This is a genomic window from Cupriavidus gilardii (assembly GCF_008801915.1).
Lineage (GTDB): Bacteria > Pseudomonadota > Gammaproteobacteria > Burkholderiales > Burkholderiaceae > Cupriavidus > Cupriavidus gilardii.
Genome location: NZ_VZOV01000026.1, coordinates 1 through 18,962, shown reverse-complemented (window position 1 = coordinate 18,962; position 18,962 = coordinate 1). Strand labels below are relative to the sequence as shown.

The window sequence follows — 18,962 nt, the reverse complement described above, 5'->3', positions numbered from 1 at the left end:
ACGAAGCGAGAGCCTGAAAACCTGAAAATTTCCCGATCGGGAAATTCCATTGCCCCGATCTGTCTTGCGGAACTTGGGGTGAAGCCCGCGTTATCGAGCCCCGGCCAGCACCCGAGCGACCTGTGCCTTCAACGCCGGCAATACTGCCTCGCCGAACCAGCCATTGCGCTGAAACCAGGCGACGTTGCGCGGCGACGGGTGCGGTAACGGCACGACATCCGGCCCATATTCCGCCCACGCCCTGACGGTCTCGGTCAGCGACGCCTTGTTCGCCGCGCCGAGGAAATACCGCTGCGCGTGCAAGCCGACCAGCAGTGTCAGTTCGATGTGCTTCAGGCTGGCCAGAATCCGGTCCATCCACAACGGCGCGCATTCCGGCCGGGGCGGCTTGTCGCCGCTTGCGGCGCGGCCGGGATAGCAGAAGCCCATCGGCACGATGGCGAATCGGGTCGGGTCGTAGAACGTCTCGGCATCGACTCCGAGCCATTCGCGCAGCCGCTTGCCGCTGGCGTCGTTCCACGGGATGCCGGTTTCGTGGACCTTGATCCCGGGGGCTTGGCCGACGATCAGGATGCGGGATTGCGGTGAGGCCTGGAGGACCGGGCGGGCACCAAGCGGCAGGTCCGGTTCGCAGGCTCGGCAGGCGCGGACTTCGGAAAGCAGTGTGTCGAGAGGGAGGATACGTTGCGGCTTCATGTCGGATCGTGCTGCGGGACCGCTCTTGCGCATGGCCACGTTCTGCAGAGGCGCTGTTACGCGACATCGATGATGTCGTGATAATCGGTTTTCGCGACATTGCTGACGCTGATGATGTCGCAATTCTAGAAATCGCGACATCAGGCGAACGTTGAAGTGATGCCAGAAACACACCCCAACAAGCAATACGAGGTCTTGCTTGACCTTGTATCACACCACCCGGAAGGCGTCGGAATCGAGCAGATCGATGCCGGCCTGCATGGAGCGGCCACACGCCGCACTGTTCAGCGATGGCCGAACGACCTGATTGCGCAAGGATACCTGCGCTGCGAGCGTGCCAGGCGCGCGACTCGGTATCGCGCGGCGACGATGGTCACCACGGCGGGCAACGTCAAACTGGGACTCGGACTGACGGGGCGCGGCGAGATCCGCGTGCCCTTGACGGCCGAGGCCGAATCGATTCAGGCCCATGTCCTCCAGCCGTTGGGCCGGCGCGCTGCGGCGCGTTACAACCGCGCGAGCAGGCATTTTTTGCGATGGTCCATTTGCCCTATCTGCAGCCGTTCGAGGACGTCAATAAACGCGTCTCGCGGTTGGCCGCGAATATTCCGCTGATCAAGCACAACCTCTGTCCGCTTTCTTTCGTCGATGTCCCGCAGCAGGCCTATATCAGCGCCATGCTGGCCGTCCATGAATTGAATCGCGTCGAATTGCTGCGCGACGTATTTGCATGGGCCTACCAGCGCTCGTGCGCGCGCTATTCCGCTGTCCGGCAGTCGGTCGGGGAGCCGGACCCTTTCCGCATGCGATATCGAATCCAGATTGGCGAGACCGTGGCCGAGGTGGTACGCATGGCAATGAACAAGGTCCAGGCCGTGTCCTTTATCCGAAGCCGTGCCGAGCAGCTCGCGGAACAGGATCGCTCCCGTTTTGTCGAGGTCGTCGAAACGCAATTGATGACGCTGCATCTCGGCAGCATTGCGCGGTTCCGCCTGCGTCCGAGCGAGTTCGAGAAATGGGTCCAGGTGTGGAAGTGAAATAACGCGCCGTCGGCAGTTCCGGCAACCGGATATTGCAGCTTTTACAAACGCGTCGCGCCATTCCCTCAAAGGGTTGGCGGCGTAAAACGCTTCCAGCCACGGCATGCTTCTTGCCCCGCCCGGGTCATCAGCGAACCACCAAAGGCGCGCATGAAGCCACGGCAAGACGGTCGCAAGGGAGGCAAGGCAATGAAACGCAGCGGCGAGCCCGCCCGGTTGCGCGAAGCTCTGGATCCGGCCGACGACAAGTCAGCGGCGGGCGGTGCCATATCGGCGCCGCCCGCTGAAGCGCTCACCGGCGAAACCTGGCGCAAGGGCGCCCGTGTCACGCTGCCTGTCAGGCAATTGCGGCCGACGCAGATGACGGTCGGCCTGTATCACGTACAGAGCAAGATGGACGTGACCCTGCGCCATCAGGGCCGCAAGCAGATCGAGCTGATGGAGCGGCATCGCATCCATGTCGTGATCGGCCCGGGCCCGGCGTTCTATGTCATCGACCACCACCACTGGGCGCGCGCCTGGTACGAACTCGGCATCGAGAGCGTGCCGGCGGTGATCAAGCACAACTGGAGCGCGCTGCCGCCCGACCGCTTCTGGCTCGAGATGGAGGCGCGGCATCTGGTCCACCCGTACGATCAATACGGCGAGCGGCAGGGCCTCGCGGCCCTGCCGCATTCGCTCGCCGAGATGCGTGACGATCCGTACCGCAGTCTGGAGGCCTTCGCGCAGCTGGCCGGCGGCTACGACAAGGTCAAGCAGGCCTATCCCGATTTCCGCTGGGCGGACTTCTTCCGCCGCCATATCGACGGGCGTCTCGACACCGTGCCGGGATTTGCACTGGCGCTCGCGCATGCGGTCAAGCTGGCGCGCAGCAGCAAGGCGCGCGGGTTGCCGGGCCATCTCGATGACAGGGCGGACGGCAAGGCGGGCGGCAAGGCGAAGATCAGTTCCATGCGCAAGGCCGCGAAATCCGGCAAGGCCGGCAAGTCGGCCGGTAAGGCGTGATGACCGCAACTGCGCAGGCGAGCACGATCGCGCCGGCGGCCGCCTTGCCTGAGCGGCTCGACGGTCTGCCTTGGTCCCGCTGGCACTGGCGCGTGGTGATCGCGCTCGGCGTGGCATGGGTGCTCGATGGGCTGGAGGTCACGCTGGTCGGCTCGCTGGGTGGCGTGCTGCAGCGGCCCGATACCTTGGGGCTGTCGGCTTCGCAATTCGGCTGGTCGGGCTCGATCTATATCGCCGGCGCGGTGCTCGGTGCGCTGATCTTCGGCCGCCTGACCGATCGGCTCGGCCGCAAGCGGCTGTTCCTGCTGACGCTGGCGGTCTATATGGGCGCGACACTGGCGACTGCGTTCTCGCCGAATTTCGCGGTCTTCGCGCTATGCCGCTTCGTCACGGGCCTGGGCATCGGCGGCGAATACGCGGCGATCAATTCGGCGATCGACGAATTGGTGCCGGCGCGCGTGCGCGGCCGCGTCAGCCTGGCGATCAATGGCAGCTTCTGGCTCGGTGCGGCGCTCGGCGCGGGCCTGAGTCTGGTGCTGCTGGACCCGCGCGTGCTCGGCCCCGAGCTGGGCTGGCGCGCGGGTTTCGCGCTCGGCGCGATCCTCGCCATCGCGATCCTGCTGGTGCGTCGCGATGTGCCGGAGAGCCCGCGCTGGCTGCTGACGCATGGCCGGCCGGAAGAAGCGCTGCGCATCGTCGAGCGGATCGAGGCCGAGGTCTACGGCCATTCCGCGCACACCGCTCGCGACGACACCGTGCTGCGAAACATGCCGCGCACCGCGGGACAGGCGACGCCGTGGCGAGAGGTCGCCGACGTGATGCTGCATCGCTATCGCCGACGCACGGTGGTCGCGCTGGCGCTGATGATCTCGCAGGCCTTCTTCTACAACGCGATCTTCTTCACCTACGCGCTGGTGCTGACGCGCTTCTACGCCGTGCCCGATGGCCGCGTGGCGCTCTATCTGTTCCCGTTCGCGCTGGGCAACGTGCTCGGCCCATTGATTCTCGGGCCGCTGTTCGATCAGGTGGGCCGGCGCAGGATGATCGGCCTGACCTACTGCCTGTCCGGGGTGGGACTGGCGTTGACCGGCTGGGCATTCGTGCAGGGCTGGGTCGATGCGCGCGGATTGGCGCTGTGCTGGTCGGCGGTGTTCTTCCTCGCGTCGGCCGCGGCAAGCTCGGCGTATCTGACCGTCAGCGAGGTCTTTCCGCTCGAAATCCGCGCACTGGCCATTTCGATCTTCTTCGCGATCGGTACCGGTGCCGGCGGCTTCGCCGCACCGGCGCTGTTCGGCATGCTGGTCGACACCGGCAGCCGCGAAGCGGTGGCGATCGGCTATGCGATCGGCGCCGCGCTGGTCATCGTCGCGGGGCTGCTGGCGTGGCGATACGCGGTCGATGCCGAACGCAAGCCGCTGGAGGCCGTGGCCGCGCCGCTGCGGCCGTACCGCGACTGACGGCCTTGGCGCGCGGACGCCATTATCACCAGCCGTTGTGCGGCGCGCCGCTGTCCACACGCCGATGCGCGGCAAAGCGCTGCAGCAGGAAATCGACCAGCGCGCGCGTCTTCGCCGACAGGTGGCTGCGCGTGGGAAACACGATATAGATATCGGCGTTCGGCAGATTCCATTCCTTCAGCACAGGCTGCAGCTCGCCGCTGCGCAGTAGCGGCGCCACATCCCATTCCGAGCGGACCAGGATGCCATGTCCCTCGCGCGCCCAACCCAGCGCCGATTCGCCGTCATTGGTACTGAGCGGGCCGCGCACCTTGACGGTCTCCTGCCGCGCGCCGCTGCGCAGATGCCAGGTGCCGAAGGTTTCGTCGCTCTCCCGGATGAAGATGCATTGATGTCGCGTCAGGTCCTGCGGCGTGGCTGGTGTGCCTGCGGTCTTCAGATACGCCGGGGTCGCGCACAGCAGGCGGCGATTGTTGGCCAGCAGCCGGGCGGTCAGCCGCGCATCCGGCAATTCGCCAAAACGGATCGACGCATCGAAGCCCTGCTCGACCAGATTGACGGGGCGGTCGCTCAGATGCAGCTGCACCTCGACGCGCGGATGCAGCCGCGCGAACGCCGACAGCGCCGGCGCGATATACCGCCGGCCGAAGCCCAGCGTCGCGCTGATCCGCAGCAGACCGTGCGGCGTCGCGCCGCTGCCCGCCACGGTACGTTCCAGCGCCTCCAGTTCGGCGAGCACGCGCGCGCCTTCGACCAGATAGGTCTCGCCCTCTGGCGTCAGGCTGAGCCGCCGGGTGGTCCGTTGCAGCAGGCGCACACCGAGGCGCCGTTCGAGCGCGGCCAGGCGCTTGCTGACCGCGGGGGGCGTGACGCCCAGTTGCTGCGCGGCGGCGGCCAGGCTGCCGTGCTTGTTGACGGTGGCGAAGAAGGCAAGGTCGGAGAAGCCGTCCATGGAGGGTCTGTTTGTTGCGGCGAGCGGAAATGCCGATTCATGACTTCTAGTTAATCAAGCATGATCCGCGCGGAAATTATGCTGGTTTGCATCAATGATACGATGCCTCGCACAACAAGACCAATGACCAAACCAATAACGACCAACCCACGGGTGGATGGAGACAACGATGAAACTGCAATTCCTTTGCGCCGGCCTGACGCTGGCTTTCGGTAGCACGGTGGGCGCCGCGGGCGCGTATGCGCAGAACTATCCCGAGCGGCCGATCAAGCTGGTGGTGCCGTACGCCCCGGGCGGCAGCGCCGATATCGCGGCGCGGCTGGTCGCCGACGAATGGGCCAAGGCGCTTGGCGGCACCATCGTGATCGAGAACAAGGGCGGCGCCGGCGGCAATATCGGCGTCGATGCGGTGGCCAAGGCGGCCGGCGACGGCTACACGATTGGCCTGCAGACGGTGTCGCTGGCGATCAATCCCTCGCTGTTCGCCAGGATGCCGTACGACACGCAGAAGGACCTGGCGCCGATCGGCATGGTGGCGAGTTCCCAGCACGTGCTGGTGGTCAACAACCAGTTGCCGGCCAAGGATTTGAAGGGGCTGCTGGCGATGCTGAAGGCCGAGCCCGGCAAGTACACCTATGGATCGGCGGGCCCGGGCAGCACCTTCCATATGGCGGCGGAGCTGTTCAAGAGCGTGGCAAACGTACCGATCGAACACATCCCGTACCGCGGCGGCGGTCCGGCGCTGATGGACACCATCGCCGGGCAGGTCAACATGAGCTTCCCGGTGCTGTCGGCCGCGCAGCAGCAGGTGCAGGCCGGCAAGCTGCGCGCGATCGGCGTGACGGGCCCGAAGCGCTCGGCACTGATGCCGGATGTGCCGACCATCGCCGAGGCCGGACTGCCGGGCTATGCGTTCGAAACCTGGTTCATGGTGTTCGCGCCGGCCGGCACGCCGCAACCGGTGATCGCCAGGCTGAACGCCGCGCTCAATACCGCGTTGAACGCGCCGGCGCTGAAGGCCCGCATGGTGCGCGAGGGATTCGATCCGATGCCGACCACGCCGGACCAGGCCCGCGCCCGCCTCGCCAAGGAAATGCCGCTGTGGGCCAAGCTGATCAAGGAGCGCGGCATCTCGGCGGAATAAGCCGCGCACGTTGCCCGGCACATCGCCGGGCGCATATTCGTGCCAGAGGCCGCTGAGTATCGCGGCATGACATATCGCCTCATTCGGAACCTCGCATGACCCCCCGCACGCTATATCGCAAGCTGGTCGATTCGCATACGGTCGCCAGGCTCGACGACGACAACGTCCTGCTGTTCTGCGATCTGCATCTGATGAACGAGTACACCAGCCCGCAGGCCTTCGCCGGCCTGCACGAGCAGGGCCGGCCGGTGCTGATGCCTGGGCAGAACGTCGCCGTGGTCAGCCATATCATCCCCACGCATCCGGCGAGCCAGCCGGGCGCGATCCGCGTGATTGCCGATCCCGCGTCGGCACTGCAGGCGAGCAATCTGAAGGCCAATTGCGATCGGCATGGAATTGCGCTGTTCGATACCAACGACCGGCTGCAGGGCATCGAGCACGTGGTCGCGCCCGAGCACGGCATGATCCGGCCGGGGATGGTCGTGATCTGCGGTGACAGCCATACCACCACCTATGGCGCGCTGGGTGCGCTGGGCTTCGGCATCGGCACCTCGGAGGTCGAGCACGTGCTGGCCACGCAGACGCTGGTCTATCGGCTGGCGAAGGACATGCGGATTCGCGTCGACGGCACGCTGCCGCCGGGCACCACGGCCAAGGACCTGGTGCTGATGATCATCGGCCGGATCGGTGCGCAGGGCGCACGCGGATATGTGGTGGAGTTCTGCGGCAGCGCGATCGAAGCGCTCAGTGTCGAGGCGCGCTTCACGCTGTGCAATATGGCGGTCGAGGCCGGAGCACGCGGCGCGCTGATCGCGCCAGATGCGACGGCCATCGATTACGTGCTGCAACGCGCGCCCGATATCGACGACGGTTTGCGGCCTCGGGCGCTTGCCGCCTGGCGGGCGCTGCGCAGCGATGCCGACGCGGCCTTCGACGTCGAGCACCGCTTCGATGCCAGCGACGTGGCGCCGCATGTCACCTGGGGTACCAGCCCGGATCAGGTCGTGCCGGTGGGCGGGCGCATTCCCGATCCCATCGAGCAGCCCGAAGGTCCCGCACGCCGCAGCACCGAACAGGCCCTGGCCTATACGCGCCTGGAACCGCGCGCACCGATCGCCGGTACGCCGATCCAGCACGTGTTCATCGGCTCCTGCACCAATGCCCGGATCGAGGATCTGCGTGCGGTGGCGCAGGTAGTGCGCGGCCGCCGCGTGGCGGACGGTGTGCGCGCGATGGTGGTGCCCGGCTCAGGTGCGGTCAAGGCGCAGGCCGAGGCCGAGGGCATCGCCGCGCTGCTGACGGAGGCGGGCTTCGAATGGCGGCAGCCTGGCTGTTCGATGTGCCTGGCGATGAACGACGATGTGCTGGAGGCCGGCGTGCGCTGCGCGTCGACCACCAACCGCAATTTCGAAGGCCGGCAGGGCAGGGGGGCGATCACGCATCTGATGAGTCCGGCGATGGCCGCCGCCGCCGCCGTGACCGGCCGGATCACCGACGTACGCGCACTGGAGCACCACCATGACTGAACCGCTTCGCATCGAGGGCAAGGCCGCGGCGATCCGCATCGAGAACCTGGACACCGATCAGATCATGCCGAAGCAGTTCCTGCGCGGCATCGACAAATCCGGCCTCGCGCAGGGCCTGCTGTACGACCTGCGCTTCGATGCGCAGGGGATGCCGCGTACGCAGTTCGTGCTGAACCGCCCGGAATACGCCGGCACCTGCATGCTGATCGGCGGCTCGAACTTCGGATGCGGCTCGAGCCGTGAGCATGCGGTCTGGGGTTTGCGGCAATACGGCATCCGCGCGGTCATCGCGCCGAGCTTCGGCGAGATCTTCTATTCGAACGCGATGAACAACCGGCTGCTGCTGGTGATGCTGCCGCCGGAGCAGATCGCCGCGCTGATGGAAATCGTCGAGCGCTCCGACGGTGGCCCGGTCGGCATCGATATCGAATCGATGCGTGTCAGGGCCGACGGATTCGATGCCGGCTTTGCGCTGTCGGCCCGCCATCGCGAGATGTTCCTGCAAGGGCTCGACATCATCGGGTTGTCGCTGGCGTATCGGCAGCAAATCGAGGCGTTCGCCGAGCGTCGCTGGGCCGCCGAGCCATGGACGCGACACATCGCCGCCGCGACGCGCCGCCGGCTTGGCGGCAGCGCCGCCGGGTAAGCATCGATTGCCTGCCGCCTGCCTATACTCAATGCAGCCCGCCGGCCTTGACCGGTGTCGCGCCGGCGGTGCCAGCGCGGAACTCGTTCCGCCATTTCATGCAGGCAGCGTCAGGAGGCAGCAATGGGACGCAAATATATCGATTGCCGGGAAATTCCCAGCGACACCAGGTGCACCGTGGCGATCAGCGCCGACAGCGAGGACGAATTGCTCGAGGCCGCGGTGCAGCATGCGGTGACGGTCCACCAGCATCAGGATTCGCCGCAATTGCGCGAGCAGATCAAGGCGGCCTTCAAGGAGGGCTCGCCGCCTCAGTGATGCCGGGACGATGCCCGCTGAGGGCAGCACCGCCATGACATTCCGCCGGCCCCAGGGCCGGCGGTGTCGTTTTTACAGGGCGGCGGCGAGCGCGGCGTTTTCGCGCTTCAGTGTCTCCCGCGCGCTCGCGACGGCGGCGCGCCGGGCGGCAAGATCCGCAGCGGCCGCGTCCAGCTCCGTCTGCATCGCGACGAGCCGCGTACGCACCAGCGCGGGCGACGGCCCGCCGGACGCCATGCGGGCGCTGACGCCCTGCACCGGGTCCAGGCAGCGCCGCACCGCCTCGTCGCTCAGACCGATCGCGCGGCCGATCTGCTCGCGCGCGGCGATATCGACCATCTCGCTGGTGATGCGGTCGGCGGGAAGCCGCGCGTCCAGTGCCTGGCGTACCACGGCCCCGACGATATGGTGGGCCTCCCGGAACGACAGATCGGCCTCGCGCACCAGCGCATCGGCAAGATCGGTGGCCGCGGAGAAATCGCGGCGTGCGCGCAGCAGCATGTTCTCGCGCAGCGGCGTGGCCGAACCGATCACCAGCGTCAGCAGTCTGGCGCTGCGCACGCATTCGTCGGCGCATTCCCAGAAGCCGCGCATGCTCTCGCGGTTGCCGTCGCCGGTATGCGAGAAGTTGGTGCCCTTGACGGTCGACAGCGCGGCGGTCAGCAGGCCGGTCAGATGGGCCCCCTTGCCCTTCAGGTATTCGAGCACGACCGGGTTCTTCTTCTGCGGCATGATGCTCGACGTGCCGGCCACGCTGTCGGGGAAATCGATCAGTCCGAACTCCGGCGTGCACCAGACGAAGTAGTCCTGGGCCACGCGGCTCCAGCCGACCGCCGCGATCGTCATTGCCGACATCATTTCCCAGGCGAAATCGCGCGATGCCACCGCATCGAGCCCGTTGGCGACGCAGCGCGAGAAGCCGAGCAGCCGTGCGGTTTCCTCGCGCTGGATCGGAAAGGCGGTACCCGGCAACGCACCGGCACCGAGGGGGCAGGCGTCCAGCGCATCGAGCGCGCGCAGCAGCCGTTCGGCATCGCGGGAAAACGCATCGGCCAGGCCCACCAGGTAGTAACCGTAGGTGATCGGCTGCGCCGCCTGCAGATGCGTGTAGCCGGGCATCACGGTGTCGACGTGCTGCTGCGCCATGGCCAACGTGGTCGTGCGCAGGTCCTGGATCGCCTGCAGCAGCGCCAGCCCCGCATCGCGCGCGCGCAGCCGGTCGAGCGTGGCCAGGATGTCGTTGCGGCTGCGTGCGACATGCAGGCGCCCGCCGGCGTCGGCACCCGCGGTCTGCATCAGCTGTGCCTCGTAGTTGAAGTAGGCGTCCTCGCGCGCCGGGTCGAGCGGTACCGCGTCGGCGCCCGCGTGTTCCATCTCCTCCAGCGCCCGTGCAATTCTCGACGCCGTCGGAGCCGGCACCAGACCGGCGGCATGCAGCATCAGCAGATGCGCCCGGTTGATGTCGGTCAGGTAGCGGAAGCCGCTGCCGAAGTCGCGGTTCAGCCGCGGCAGGTAGATCAGTTCGCAGACTTCCGGAGCGGTCGCCTGCTGCAGGCGGCGGCTGACTTTCGAGGGGGCGTTGCCGGTGGCGTCGGTTGCTGTCGTGTCCATATGGCGCGATGTCTCGGTGAGGGATGTTGTGTTCGGGCCAGTATGGAAATGCGCGCCGCATATCGTCAAATCACAATATCGGGACAATGCATACGGTTTTGATATACCATCGTCGCGCGCTTTCTTCGCCGACCACACGATGAACTTCAAGCAGATCGAGACCTTCCGCACGGTGATGCTGTCGCGTTCGATGACCATCGCCGCCGAGCAGCTGCATACGTCCCAGCCGAACGTCAGCCGCGTGATCGCCCAGCTGGAACGTGAGGCGGGCTTCCGGTTGTTCGAGCGCATCGCGGGACGCCTGGTGCCGACCGCCGAGGGGGAGGCCCTGTTTCGTGATGTCGAACGCGCCTTCGTCGGCCTGGACACCTTGCGCGATTCCGCCCGCGCGATCCGGCAGCTGGGCACCGGCACGCTGCGCATCGGCGCGGTGCCGTCGATCGCAATGAGCGTGATGTCGCCCGCCATCCGCGAATTCCGCAAGCGGCATCCCGACGTGCCGATCTCGGTCCATACCAGCGACTCGCCGACCGTCGCGAAATGGACCGCGACCCAGTTCTGCGACTTCGGGCTGGTCTCGTACGTGGCCGATACGCCTGGCGTGGAGGCCAGCTCGCTGCGCGAGGTGCAGGGCGTCTGCGTCGTGCCGGCCGATCACCGTCTCGCGCGCAAGCGACGCGTCGCCGCGGGCGATCTCGATGGCGAGACCTTCATCTCGCTGACGCACGGCGACGGCACGCGCGCGGCCATCGACGCCGCCTTCGTGCCCGATCGCCGCAAGCTGACGCTCGAGACGCCGTATGCGGCGACGATCTGCACGATGGTCAGCATGGGCCTGGGCGTCAGCGTGGTGAATCCACTGGTGATCCGCAGCCTGCGGATTGCCGGCGTCAAGGCGTTGCCGTTCGAGCCGGCGATCGCGTTCAACAGCTTTGTGTTGCGCGCGCGGCAGCATCCGGAGCCGGCGCTGGCGGGGGCGTTTCTCGAGTGCCTGCGGCGGGCGATCGGCTGAGCGTCATCGGCAAGACCTCACCGTGGCTACAATGGCCCACGGCAATCCGACGGCGGCCCGACCGCTATCCGACCGCTATCCAACGACTTCAAGGAAAATCCACACCATGCCAAAACACATCGGCATCGTCGGCTGCTCCGCCGAGGGCGCTGCGCTGTGCTACCGGACCATTTGCGCCGAAGGCGCGCAGATTCTTGGGCCGCACGGGCATCCCGAGATCTCGATGCATACGGCTTCGCTCGCCGACTATGTCGCCTGCCTGGATCGCGGCGACCTGCGCGGTGTGGGCGAGCTGATGCTCCAGTCCGCCAACAAGCTGGCACGCGCCGGGGCCGAGTTTCTGATCTGTCCGGACAACACGATCCATCAGGCGTTCGACCATGTCGTGGCCTGTTCCCCGCTGCCCTGGCTGCATATCGCCGAGGTCGTCGCCGACGAAGCGGTACAGCGGGGCTATCGCAAGGTCGGCGTGACGGGTACCCGCTGGCTCGTCGACAGCGAGGTCTATCCTGAAAAGCTGGCCGCACGCGGCATCGAGGCGGTGCGTCCGGATCTGCAGCAGCGCGCGGAAATCGGCCGGCTGATCATGGACGAGCTGGTACGCGGCATCTTCCGGACCGAGACCGTCGGGTACTTCCAGAGTGTGATCGCCGATCTGAGGGCGCGGGGCTGCGATGCGGTGGTGCTTGGCTGCACCGAGATTCCGCTGATCATCAGCGACGCCAATTCGCCGCTGCCGACGCTCGACTCGACGCGGTTGCTGGCCCGCGCGGCCCTGCGGCGGGCCGTGCAGCCGGACCGGTGAAGCTCGTTGCTGTGGCGCACATGCCACAAATCACGCACCGCCGCGTCGGGTAATCGCAGCAAACTTGTTGCGTCGCAGCAGATGGTATATAGTCGAGTCTGTCTCCTCCACCACCTCGGTGGATTCCCGCCGCGCGAAACTTCGCGCGGTTTTTTTTCGCCCCTACCGAACGTAGCGCGGCACGCCGGCATAGGCAGTTTTCTCGGCGATTTCGGCATATCGAAGGAAGCGCCGCGACAATGGCGGCTTCCAGCCTTCACGCTGCACCACACCGGCGAATCGTTCGCACCACCCCGCGGCGAGCCCGCACCAGAGCGGCGAAAAGACGGTCCGCAGCGCCGTGTTATTGCGTCGCAACATCGAATCCCATAGAGTGGCTGGAACATTGCTTGTCCCAGCCCGATGCGCGCCGTCTCCTCCCTGAATCGTCTCCTTGCCATCTTGGTCGCCGCGGTCTCGGCCAATATTCGCGCGACCGTTGCCGAAGCACGCAATGCCGCCCGATGCCGGCGCGGCGCGATCTATGGCGCCTCGTTCCTCGCGCTGGCGACGATGGGCTGGCTCGGGTCGGACCAGGGCCTGCTGTGGTCGGCGACCGCCTCGATCTGGACGTGCCTCGCCGATCCCGGCGGTACCGCGCGCGATCGCCTGCCTCCGCTTGCCGCGGTAGGCCTGGGCGGGGCATTCGCGAGCGCGCTGGGCGGTGCGATGGCCGGCAGTCCGATCGTGGCGGTGGCCGTGGTGCTGTTCGCCGGTCTGGCGGCCGGCATGGTGGAACTGCGCGGGACCGCGGCCGCGCTATCGGCCAAGCTGCTGTATGTGGTGCTGATCGCCGCCTGCCTGCAACCGGTGGCCGATGCCAATGCCGATGTCGGCAACGCCGCGGCGTGGGCGCTGCAGATGGGCCGCGACTATCTGCTCGGCGGCGCCTTCGCCTGCGCGGTGTCGCTGGCCTTGCTGCCCTCGGCACGCGATACGCGGCCGCGTCCACAGATGGTGGCGATCTTCACGGCGCTGCAAGCGCTGGCCCGCACGCTGGCCGAATCCGCATTGCCGCCGGGGGGCCGGGCCGCGAATGCGCCAGAGGACGGGCAGACAGATCTCGGCAAGCGGCGGGTGCGCGAGCGGATCGAGCAGGCGCGCGAATTGCTCGCCGCGCAGCGCAGCTGGTTCGATGCCGCTACGCTGCTGCATTACCGCTATCTGATCGCGATGGCCGAGGCGGTGTTCGCCTTGCTGATCGTCGCATCCGATCTGCGCGGCAGGCGTGGTCACGAACTGCTGCCGCTGCGGCATCTGCACCGCTGTCTCGACGATCTGCGCGAGCAGATCGAGCAGGGCCTGTCCCGCCATGCGGCCGATCTGCCCGCGCTGACGCGATCGATGTATCTGCAGCTCAGACGTGTGCATGGCCAGGTCGCCAATGCCAGCGCACCGCCGCTTTATCACGCCGCGCTGGCCTCGCTGGCGCGCTTCCCGGACTTTGCCGCGTGGCGCGCATCGTTCCACTGGCCGCGCCGCTCGCTGTGGATCGGCTTGCGTGAGTGGAGCACTGCGCTGGCGGAGCTCGGTGCCCGCGATGCCCGTGTGACGCGCCACGCGGTGCGCCTCGCATTGGCAGGAGGCCTGAGTCTGCTGCCGGGTCTGGTCTGGCGGCTCGATCATGGCTACTGGGTCGCGGTGACGGTGATCATGGTGCTGAGCCCGCAGTTGCAAACCACGCGGCGGATCTCGCTGCAGCGCTTCGCCGGCTCGCTGGGCGGCGCGCTGCTGGCCTGCCTGGTGGGGCTGCTGCATCCCGCCGCGCCGGTCGCGCTGGCGATCAGCGCGGTGTCGCTGTCCGCGGCATACGTGGCCCGCCTTGCCGGTAGCCCCGGCCTGTTCGCACTGATGCTGACGCCTGCGGTGATCCTGTTTTCGTGGATCGGCGAACCCGCGTCCGACAGCAGCCATGTGGCGATGCTGCGCGGCGCCGATACCGCGTTCGGCTGCCTGATCGCGCTGGCCAGCTACCTGGTGCTGGCCCCGCGCGCGGAGCTGTCGCGGGCGCGCCGGCGCGCGCGAGACGCGGTCGCGATCCATGCGATCTATCTGCGCGCCGCCTTTGCGCAGGCAATGTCCGATGGTGCGCTCGACGATTCCGAGTTGCGGCTGGAAGCGCTGCGCGTGGCCGCCGGCCGCGCGTCGGCACGTGCCGAGCAGGCACTGGAGCAGGCTGGCACCGAACTCGACAGGGCCATCGTTGCGGAGTTGGCGCGGCTGCATGTGACCGTGCGAAGGATGGCGGCATTGGCGGGCGTGATTCGAGCGGAAACGGTCGGCAGCGAAGCACCGGTGCCCGCGAGCGCAGACACGCGGCGGCGTCTTGCCGAGGTGCAGGACGAGCTCGCGACGCTGGCCGCGCGGCCGGGCGAGGGCGCAACGGCCGATGTCGCCGTGAAGGGCGCCGAGAAGGGAGATGCCACGCCGGTCGACGGCACCGAGGAGGCCGCGACGCAGGTAGCCGCGACGCAATGGCGCGACCGCTTCCTGCTGGAGCAGGCGCTGCTCGCGCGCCGACATGCAGCGCAAGCGCATGCCGGCGTGGCAGCGATTGCGACGCTGGCCCCAGCGCGCGGCGGCCGCTGGCGCCGCTTGCCGGCGGCCGGTTGACGGCAAGCGACTGCGCCTGCGCGCGCCCCACCGCTTTCGCGACAACAAGCAAGAAAGCCCGACGGCAGGTCGCCGTCGGGCTTCTGGGAGTGCCGGCGCGAGGGCCGGCATCGGACGCCGAAACTTAAGCGCCGATCGGCTTGCCGTCCTTGTGGCGAACCACGATGGTCGACGAGCGCGCCGGCAGGCTGGCGCTGGGCCATGCGCCGTTCGGGTGCTGGATGTTGATGAAGAACGTCGTCAGGTCCGGCGTGTAGGCGATGCCGGTGATCTCGCAGCCGTGCGGGCCCACCAGGAAGCGCTTGCACTCGCGGGTCTGCTGGTCGACGTAGTGCATCGAGTTGGCGCCGAAGATGTCGGTCGTGCTGCTGCCGGTGCCGGCATCGGTCTGCACCCACAGGCGGCCCTTCGGATCGACGCGGATGCCGTCCGGGCTCGAGAACGTGTCGCCGACGATGTTGCCCTTCAGGTTGTCCGCGGCCAGCGACGGGTCGCCGGCCAGCAGGAAGATTTCCCAGGTGAAGGTGGTGGCCAGCGGCGAGTCGCCCTGTTCCTTCCAGCGGATGATGTGGCCGTGCGGGTTGGTGGCGCGCGGGTTGGCCGCATCGGTGACGCGGCGGCTGCCGTTGTTGGTCAGCGTGCAGTACACGGTCTTGTCCAGCGCGACCGTGATCCACTCCGGACGGTCCATCAGCGTGCCGCCGGCAACGCGGGCAGCCGCCTTGGTCTTGATCAGCACGTCGGCCTGCGAGTTGAAGTCGACGATGGTCGGCGCCGGTGGCGTGGTCGATTGCGTGTAGTTGCCCGGATCGCTGGCACCGGTGACCAGGCCGTTCTTGCCGTGCGTCAGCTCGACCCACTGGCCCGAACCGTCGGCGTTGAACTTGGCCACGTACAGCGTGCCCTGGTCGAGCAGGTTGGCGTTGGCGGCGCGGTTGTTCGGATCGAAGGCATTGCTCGGGATGAACTTGTAGATGCAGCCCGGGGTGCCGTCGTCGCCCATGTAGAACGCCACGCGGTTGTTGGCGTCGGTCATGAAGGCGGTGTTCTCGTGGTCGAAGCGGCCCATCGCGGTGCGCTTGGTCGGCGCGCCCAGCTGGTTCAGCGGGTCGATTTCGACCACCCAGCCGTAGCCCTCTTCCGGGTTCGACTGGTCGAGGTAGTTGTCGGTCGTTTCCTCGCAGGTCAGGTACGTGCCCCACGGCGTGTTGCCGCTCGAGCAGTTGTTCAGCGTGCCGACGACGCTGCCGCCGATCGCGCTGGCCGCCGGGCCGCCGACCTTGTAGATCGTGTTGCCGGTATAGCGCTTGTTGTAGCGCGAGTCGCGCTTGACGCGCCACTTGCCGTCGACGAATTCGATTTCGATGATCGACACGCCGACCGACGACAGCGCCAGGCGCTTCTGCTCGGCCGTCGCGGTGGCTTCGTCGTAGCTGCCCGGGAACAGGATGGCCGAATCCATCGCTTCGTGATTGATCGCCAGCAGGCCGCCCTTCTGCGGATCGACGCCGGGGATCTCGAAGAAGTGCATGCCGTCGTGGTTGCCGCCGGCCTGGCGCTCGGTTTCCGCCGAGCTCTGGAACGAGCCGCTATAGCCGACCGAGCCGATTTCGACCGGATCGCCTGCGGAGAACAGGACCTCGTACGAGTAGTTCTCGGGCAGCGTCACGGTATCGGCGGTGACCTTGTCCGCCACCGGGTTGAAGCCGATGCTGTAGTCCAGCGGCTGGTTCGGGGTCGGGCCGGGGGCCGGAGCCGGGGCCGGTGCGGGATCGTCGTCGCCACCGCAGGCCGCCAGCAGGCTGGTCGAACCGAAGACCGACAGCAGCGACAGGCTCAGGCCGCCGCGCAGGACCTTGCGGCGGGCCGGGTTGGCGGCGACGATCTCTTCGAGCGTCTGGCCGGGAACGGTGATGTAGCCTTCAGCCGCACGGCGCGGCTCGCGCGCCTTATCGGTGATGTAAGACATGACGGGGGACCTCCCTTTGTTGGATTGAATGCCGGGCATCGCATCGCGGCCATGTCGAAGCCCTTTTTTCCAAGGCATGTCGTGGACATTGCGCGGCCGCATCGTGCCAATGCGATGAATGCAGCGGCAAGTGCAAATTGACGGCGAGGTGGATGCTAGGGGCGGTCCGTGACGTCGCGATGAAAAGATGTCTGATGCAATGACATCAAGTGCACGGGAAGACGCGGCGGGTCCGCTGCGCGGCGAGACTTCATCGAGGCTTCATCGATGTGTCATCGCGCCGTCATGGCGGCGTGGTTCAGCTGGCCTTGCGGAAGGTCAGGTTCAGGCGAAGCGCCCCGGTCAACGGGTGATCGCCATCGGCGAGCGGCGCGATGCCGTGATAGAAGAGCCGGCTCGGCCCGCCCCAGACGGCGATATCGCCGTGAGCGAGGCGCACGCGTGCCGGACGGTCGGCGCGTTTCGGCCCGCCGAACAGGAAGACTGCGGGCAGGCCCAGCGATACGGAGACGATCGGCGCGCGCAGATCGCGCTCGTCGCGGTCCTGGTGCAACGACAGCCGCGTGCCGGGCGTGTAGCGGTTGATCAGGCAGGCATCGGGCGCAAAACCGGGATAGCCGGCCGCTGCGGCCGCCTCGCGTGCGAGTTCGGTGAAGACAGCCGGCATCGCGGGCCAGGGCCGGCCGCTGTCCGGGTCGATGGGGTCGTAGCGATAACCGCTTGCGTCCGAGACCCAGCCGAGCGTCCCGCAATTGGTCATCGCCACCGACATCCGAAAGCCGCCGGGTGTGACCAGATGACGGAAGGCGGCCTCGGCTTGAACCTGTTCGATCGCCTCGCGCAGCGCAGAACCGCGGGACAGCGCAAAGCCGCGCAGCACCACGGCACCCGGGCCGATCGCTTCGCTATGTTCCCCGCCGCGGCTGCCCGGCTCCGGCAGGTTGTCGAACAGGTCGAAGGTCATGGGGGTACCGCGCGTATCGATTCATGGGGAGGGGAATGATACGCCGGTGAGAGGGCTACCAGCGGATTGGCTCCTCTCTCCCGCTTGCGGGAGAGGGAGAACACCGAGAGCCCGTAATGCGTCCGCTCAGGCGAACGTATCGACCTCACCCAGCGCCACGCGGCGCGGCGTGGCTGGGGCCGTCGCGGCCTGAGTAGCGCCAGGCTGCTGGAACTCCGTCACGCCCTGTGCGAAGCCCTGTCCGCGGTGCTGCGGGGCCTGCTGTTGCCCCTGTCCCGGCTGGCCGGCGAACTGCTCGGCGCCGACCGAGGTCTGGCCCAGCTGGATGCCGCTGTCGGCCATCGCATGGCGCAGTTGGGGCAGGGCGGCCTCGACCGCCGCGCGCACGCTGGCGTGCGGCGAGACGAACTGGGCCTGGGCCTGATCGTTGACCACATTGAGCACGATCTTCAGCGGGCCGAGGTCGGGCGGGTTCAGTTGCAGCTCGGCGGTGTGGGTGCCCTGCGTGGTCAGGCGGACCATCTGCTGGCCGAGCGCCTGCGGCCACTGCGGATCGCCGACACGCGGGGAGAGCGGCAGCGTGACCGGACCCTGGGCACCGGCTTGCGCGCCGAGTGTGGTGGCGGTGCCGTGCGCGAGCGGCGTGGCGCCTTCGATCGGTGCGGCCACCGCACCGCGGTCTTCGCCCGATGCCTTGGCGGCGGCCGATGCGGCCTGCAGCGCGGCCTGCAACGCCGCCGATGGCGATGCGGTCATGCCGCTCGCGGCCGCAGCGGGCTGCTGCGCGGGGGCGGCGAACTGCCCAGTGTTGCCGTCCCGGCCACCGCTTGCGCCGTCATGCGCGCTACCGGTGTCGGAGGACGCTTGCAGCTGCGCGGCGCTCAACGCGGTCCTGGCAGTCGCGTCGAACGACATGGCTGGCTTGCCGGCGTCCGCTTCCGCATCCGTCGGCGTGGCCGCAGCCGCTTCCGGCGCGCCCGCGGTGGCCGCCAGCGCCGCGCGTTGCGACGCGATGGTGTTCAGCGTGTCTTCTGCCAGCGACGGGGCAGCGTCGGAGGCGGCTGCCGTAGCCGGCAGCTGGCCGGCGAGCGCGGCCGTCGGCGCGGCCGGCACGGCGGGGTTGGCCGCCGCGCCCGTGCCGGCGGCTCCGGCAGGGGCAGCAGCG

16 protein-coding genes are annotated in these 18,962 nt (G+C 67.8%); 10 read left to right on the top strand and 6 right to left on the bottom strand.

All coding sequences use genetic code 11. The annotated features are described in order from the left end of the window. Positions 1-90: 90 nt before the first annotated feature. The gene (locus tag F7Q96_RS22400; protein ID WP_053824539.1) at positions 91-696 is read right to left on the bottom strand and encodes a uracil-DNA glycosylase family protein; all 606 of its coding nucleotides are present in this window, start codon (positions 694-696) and stop codon (positions 91-93) included. Positions 697-986: 290 nt separating this feature from the next. On the opposite strand from F7Q96_RS22400, the gene F7Q96_RS22395 reads away from it, so the two are divergent. The 3 genes from F7Q96_RS22395 (at position 987) to F7Q96_RS22385 (ending at position 4,198) form a co-directional block, all read left to right on the top strand. Next, entirely contained in the window at positions 987-1,733 is a 747-nt protein-coding gene (locus F7Q96_RS22395) for a Fic family protein (protein WP_144425922.1), read from the top strand. A gap of 192 nt (positions 1,734-1,925) precedes the next feature. Further along, positions 1,926-2,741, top strand: a complete 816-nt coding sequence (locus F7Q96_RS22390) for a ParB-like protein (protein WP_053823451.1) — start codon at positions 1,926-1,928, stop codon at positions 2,739-2,741. Further along, on the top strand, positions 2,741-4,198 hold the full coding sequence (locus F7Q96_RS22385) for an MFS transporter (protein ID WP_053823452.1): 1,458 nt from the start codon (positions 2,741-2,743) through the stop codon (positions 4,196-4,198). Before F7Q96_RS22390 ends, F7Q96_RS22385 begins: the two co-directional genes overlap by 1 nt. A 25-nt stretch (positions 4,199-4,223) precedes the next feature. Here F7Q96_RS22385 and F7Q96_RS22380 read toward each other — a convergent pair whose 3' ends face one another. Next, positions 4,224-5,150 (bottom strand): LysR substrate-binding domain-containing protein, encoded by a 927-nt coding sequence (locus F7Q96_RS22380; protein WP_053823453.1) that lies wholly within the window; start codon positions 5,148-5,150, stop codon positions 4,224-4,226. Positions 5,151-5,319: 169 nt separating this feature from the next. Between F7Q96_RS22380 and F7Q96_RS22375 the strand changes: the two genes are divergently transcribed. The 4 genes from F7Q96_RS22375 to F7Q96_RS22360 all read left to right on the top strand — a co-directional run bounded on the left by F7Q96_RS22375 (position 5,320) and on the right by F7Q96_RS22360 (position 8,784). Continuing rightward, entirely contained in the window at positions 5,320-6,294 is a 975-nt protein-coding gene (locus F7Q96_RS22375) for a tripartite tricarboxylate transporter substrate binding protein (RefSeq protein WP_053823454.1), read from the top strand. A gap of 95 nt (positions 6,295-6,389) precedes the next feature. Next, positions 6,390-7,820, top strand: coding sequence for a 3-isopropylmalate dehydratase large subunit (leuC, locus tag F7Q96_RS22370; RefSeq protein WP_053823455.1), 1,431 nt, complete (start codon positions 6,390-6,392; stop codon positions 7,818-7,820). After that, positions 7,813-8,466, top strand: coding sequence for a 3-isopropylmalate dehydratase small subunit (gene leuD, locus F7Q96_RS22365; RefSeq protein WP_053823456.1), 654 nt, complete (start codon positions 7,813-7,815; stop codon positions 8,464-8,466). Before leuC ends, leuD begins: the two co-directional genes overlap by 8 nt. Positions 8,467-8,589: 123 nt before the next feature. Beyond that, a complete protein-coding gene (locus F7Q96_RS22360; protein ID WP_053823457.1) occupies positions 8,590-8,784 on the top strand; it encodes a DUF1059 domain-containing protein in 195 nt (64 codons plus the stop codon). A gap of 72 nt (positions 8,785-8,856) precedes the next feature. Here the strand turns inward: F7Q96_RS22360 and argH are convergent, their stop codons facing one another. Then, positions 8,857-10,395, bottom strand: a complete 1,539-nt coding sequence (gene argH, locus F7Q96_RS22355) for an argininosuccinate lyase (RefSeq protein ID WP_151023311.1) — start codon at positions 10,393-10,395, stop codon at positions 8,857-8,859. Between the two features lie 139 nt (positions 10,396-10,534). On the opposite strand from argH, the gene F7Q96_RS22350 reads away from it, so the two are divergent. The 3 genes from F7Q96_RS22350 to F7Q96_RS22340 all read left to right on the top strand — a co-directional run bounded on the left by F7Q96_RS22350 (position 10,535) and on the right by F7Q96_RS22340 (position 14,864). Further along, positions 10,535-11,407 (top strand): LysR family transcriptional regulator, encoded by an 873-nt coding sequence (locus F7Q96_RS22350; protein WP_053823459.1) that lies wholly within the window; start codon positions 10,535-10,537, stop codon positions 11,405-11,407. Positions 11,408-11,513: 106 nt separating this feature from the next. Further along, positions 11,514-12,212, top strand: coding sequence for an aspartate/glutamate racemase family protein (locus tag F7Q96_RS22345; RefSeq protein WP_053823460.1), 699 nt, complete (start codon positions 11,514-11,516; stop codon positions 12,210-12,212). A gap of 402 nt (positions 12,213-12,614) precedes the next feature. Beyond that, positions 12,615-14,864, top strand: a complete 2,250-nt coding sequence (locus tag F7Q96_RS22340; protein WP_151023309.1) for an FUSC family protein — start codon at positions 12,615-12,617, stop codon at positions 14,862-14,864. Between the two features lie 124 nt (positions 14,865-14,988). On the opposite strand, the gene F7Q96_RS22335 is transcribed toward F7Q96_RS22340, so the two are convergent. The 3 genes from F7Q96_RS22335 to F7Q96_RS22325 all read right to left on the bottom strand — a co-directional run. After that, a complete protein-coding gene (locus tag F7Q96_RS22335; RefSeq protein ID WP_151023307.1) occupies positions 14,989-16,833 on the bottom strand; it encodes a PhoX family protein in 1,845 nt (614 codons plus the stop codon). Between the two features lie 298 nt (positions 16,834-17,131). Further along, positions 17,132-17,797, bottom strand: a complete 666-nt coding sequence (gene alkB / locus F7Q96_RS22330) for a DNA oxidative demethylase AlkB (RefSeq protein ID WP_053823461.1) — start codon at positions 17,795-17,797, stop codon at positions 17,132-17,134. 126 nt (positions 17,798-17,923) lie between these two features. Continuing rightward, positions 17,924-18,962 (bottom strand): flagellar hook-length control protein FliK (locus F7Q96_RS22325; RefSeq protein WP_211923518.1); only part of this gene is annotated, 1,039 nt, incomplete at its 5' end.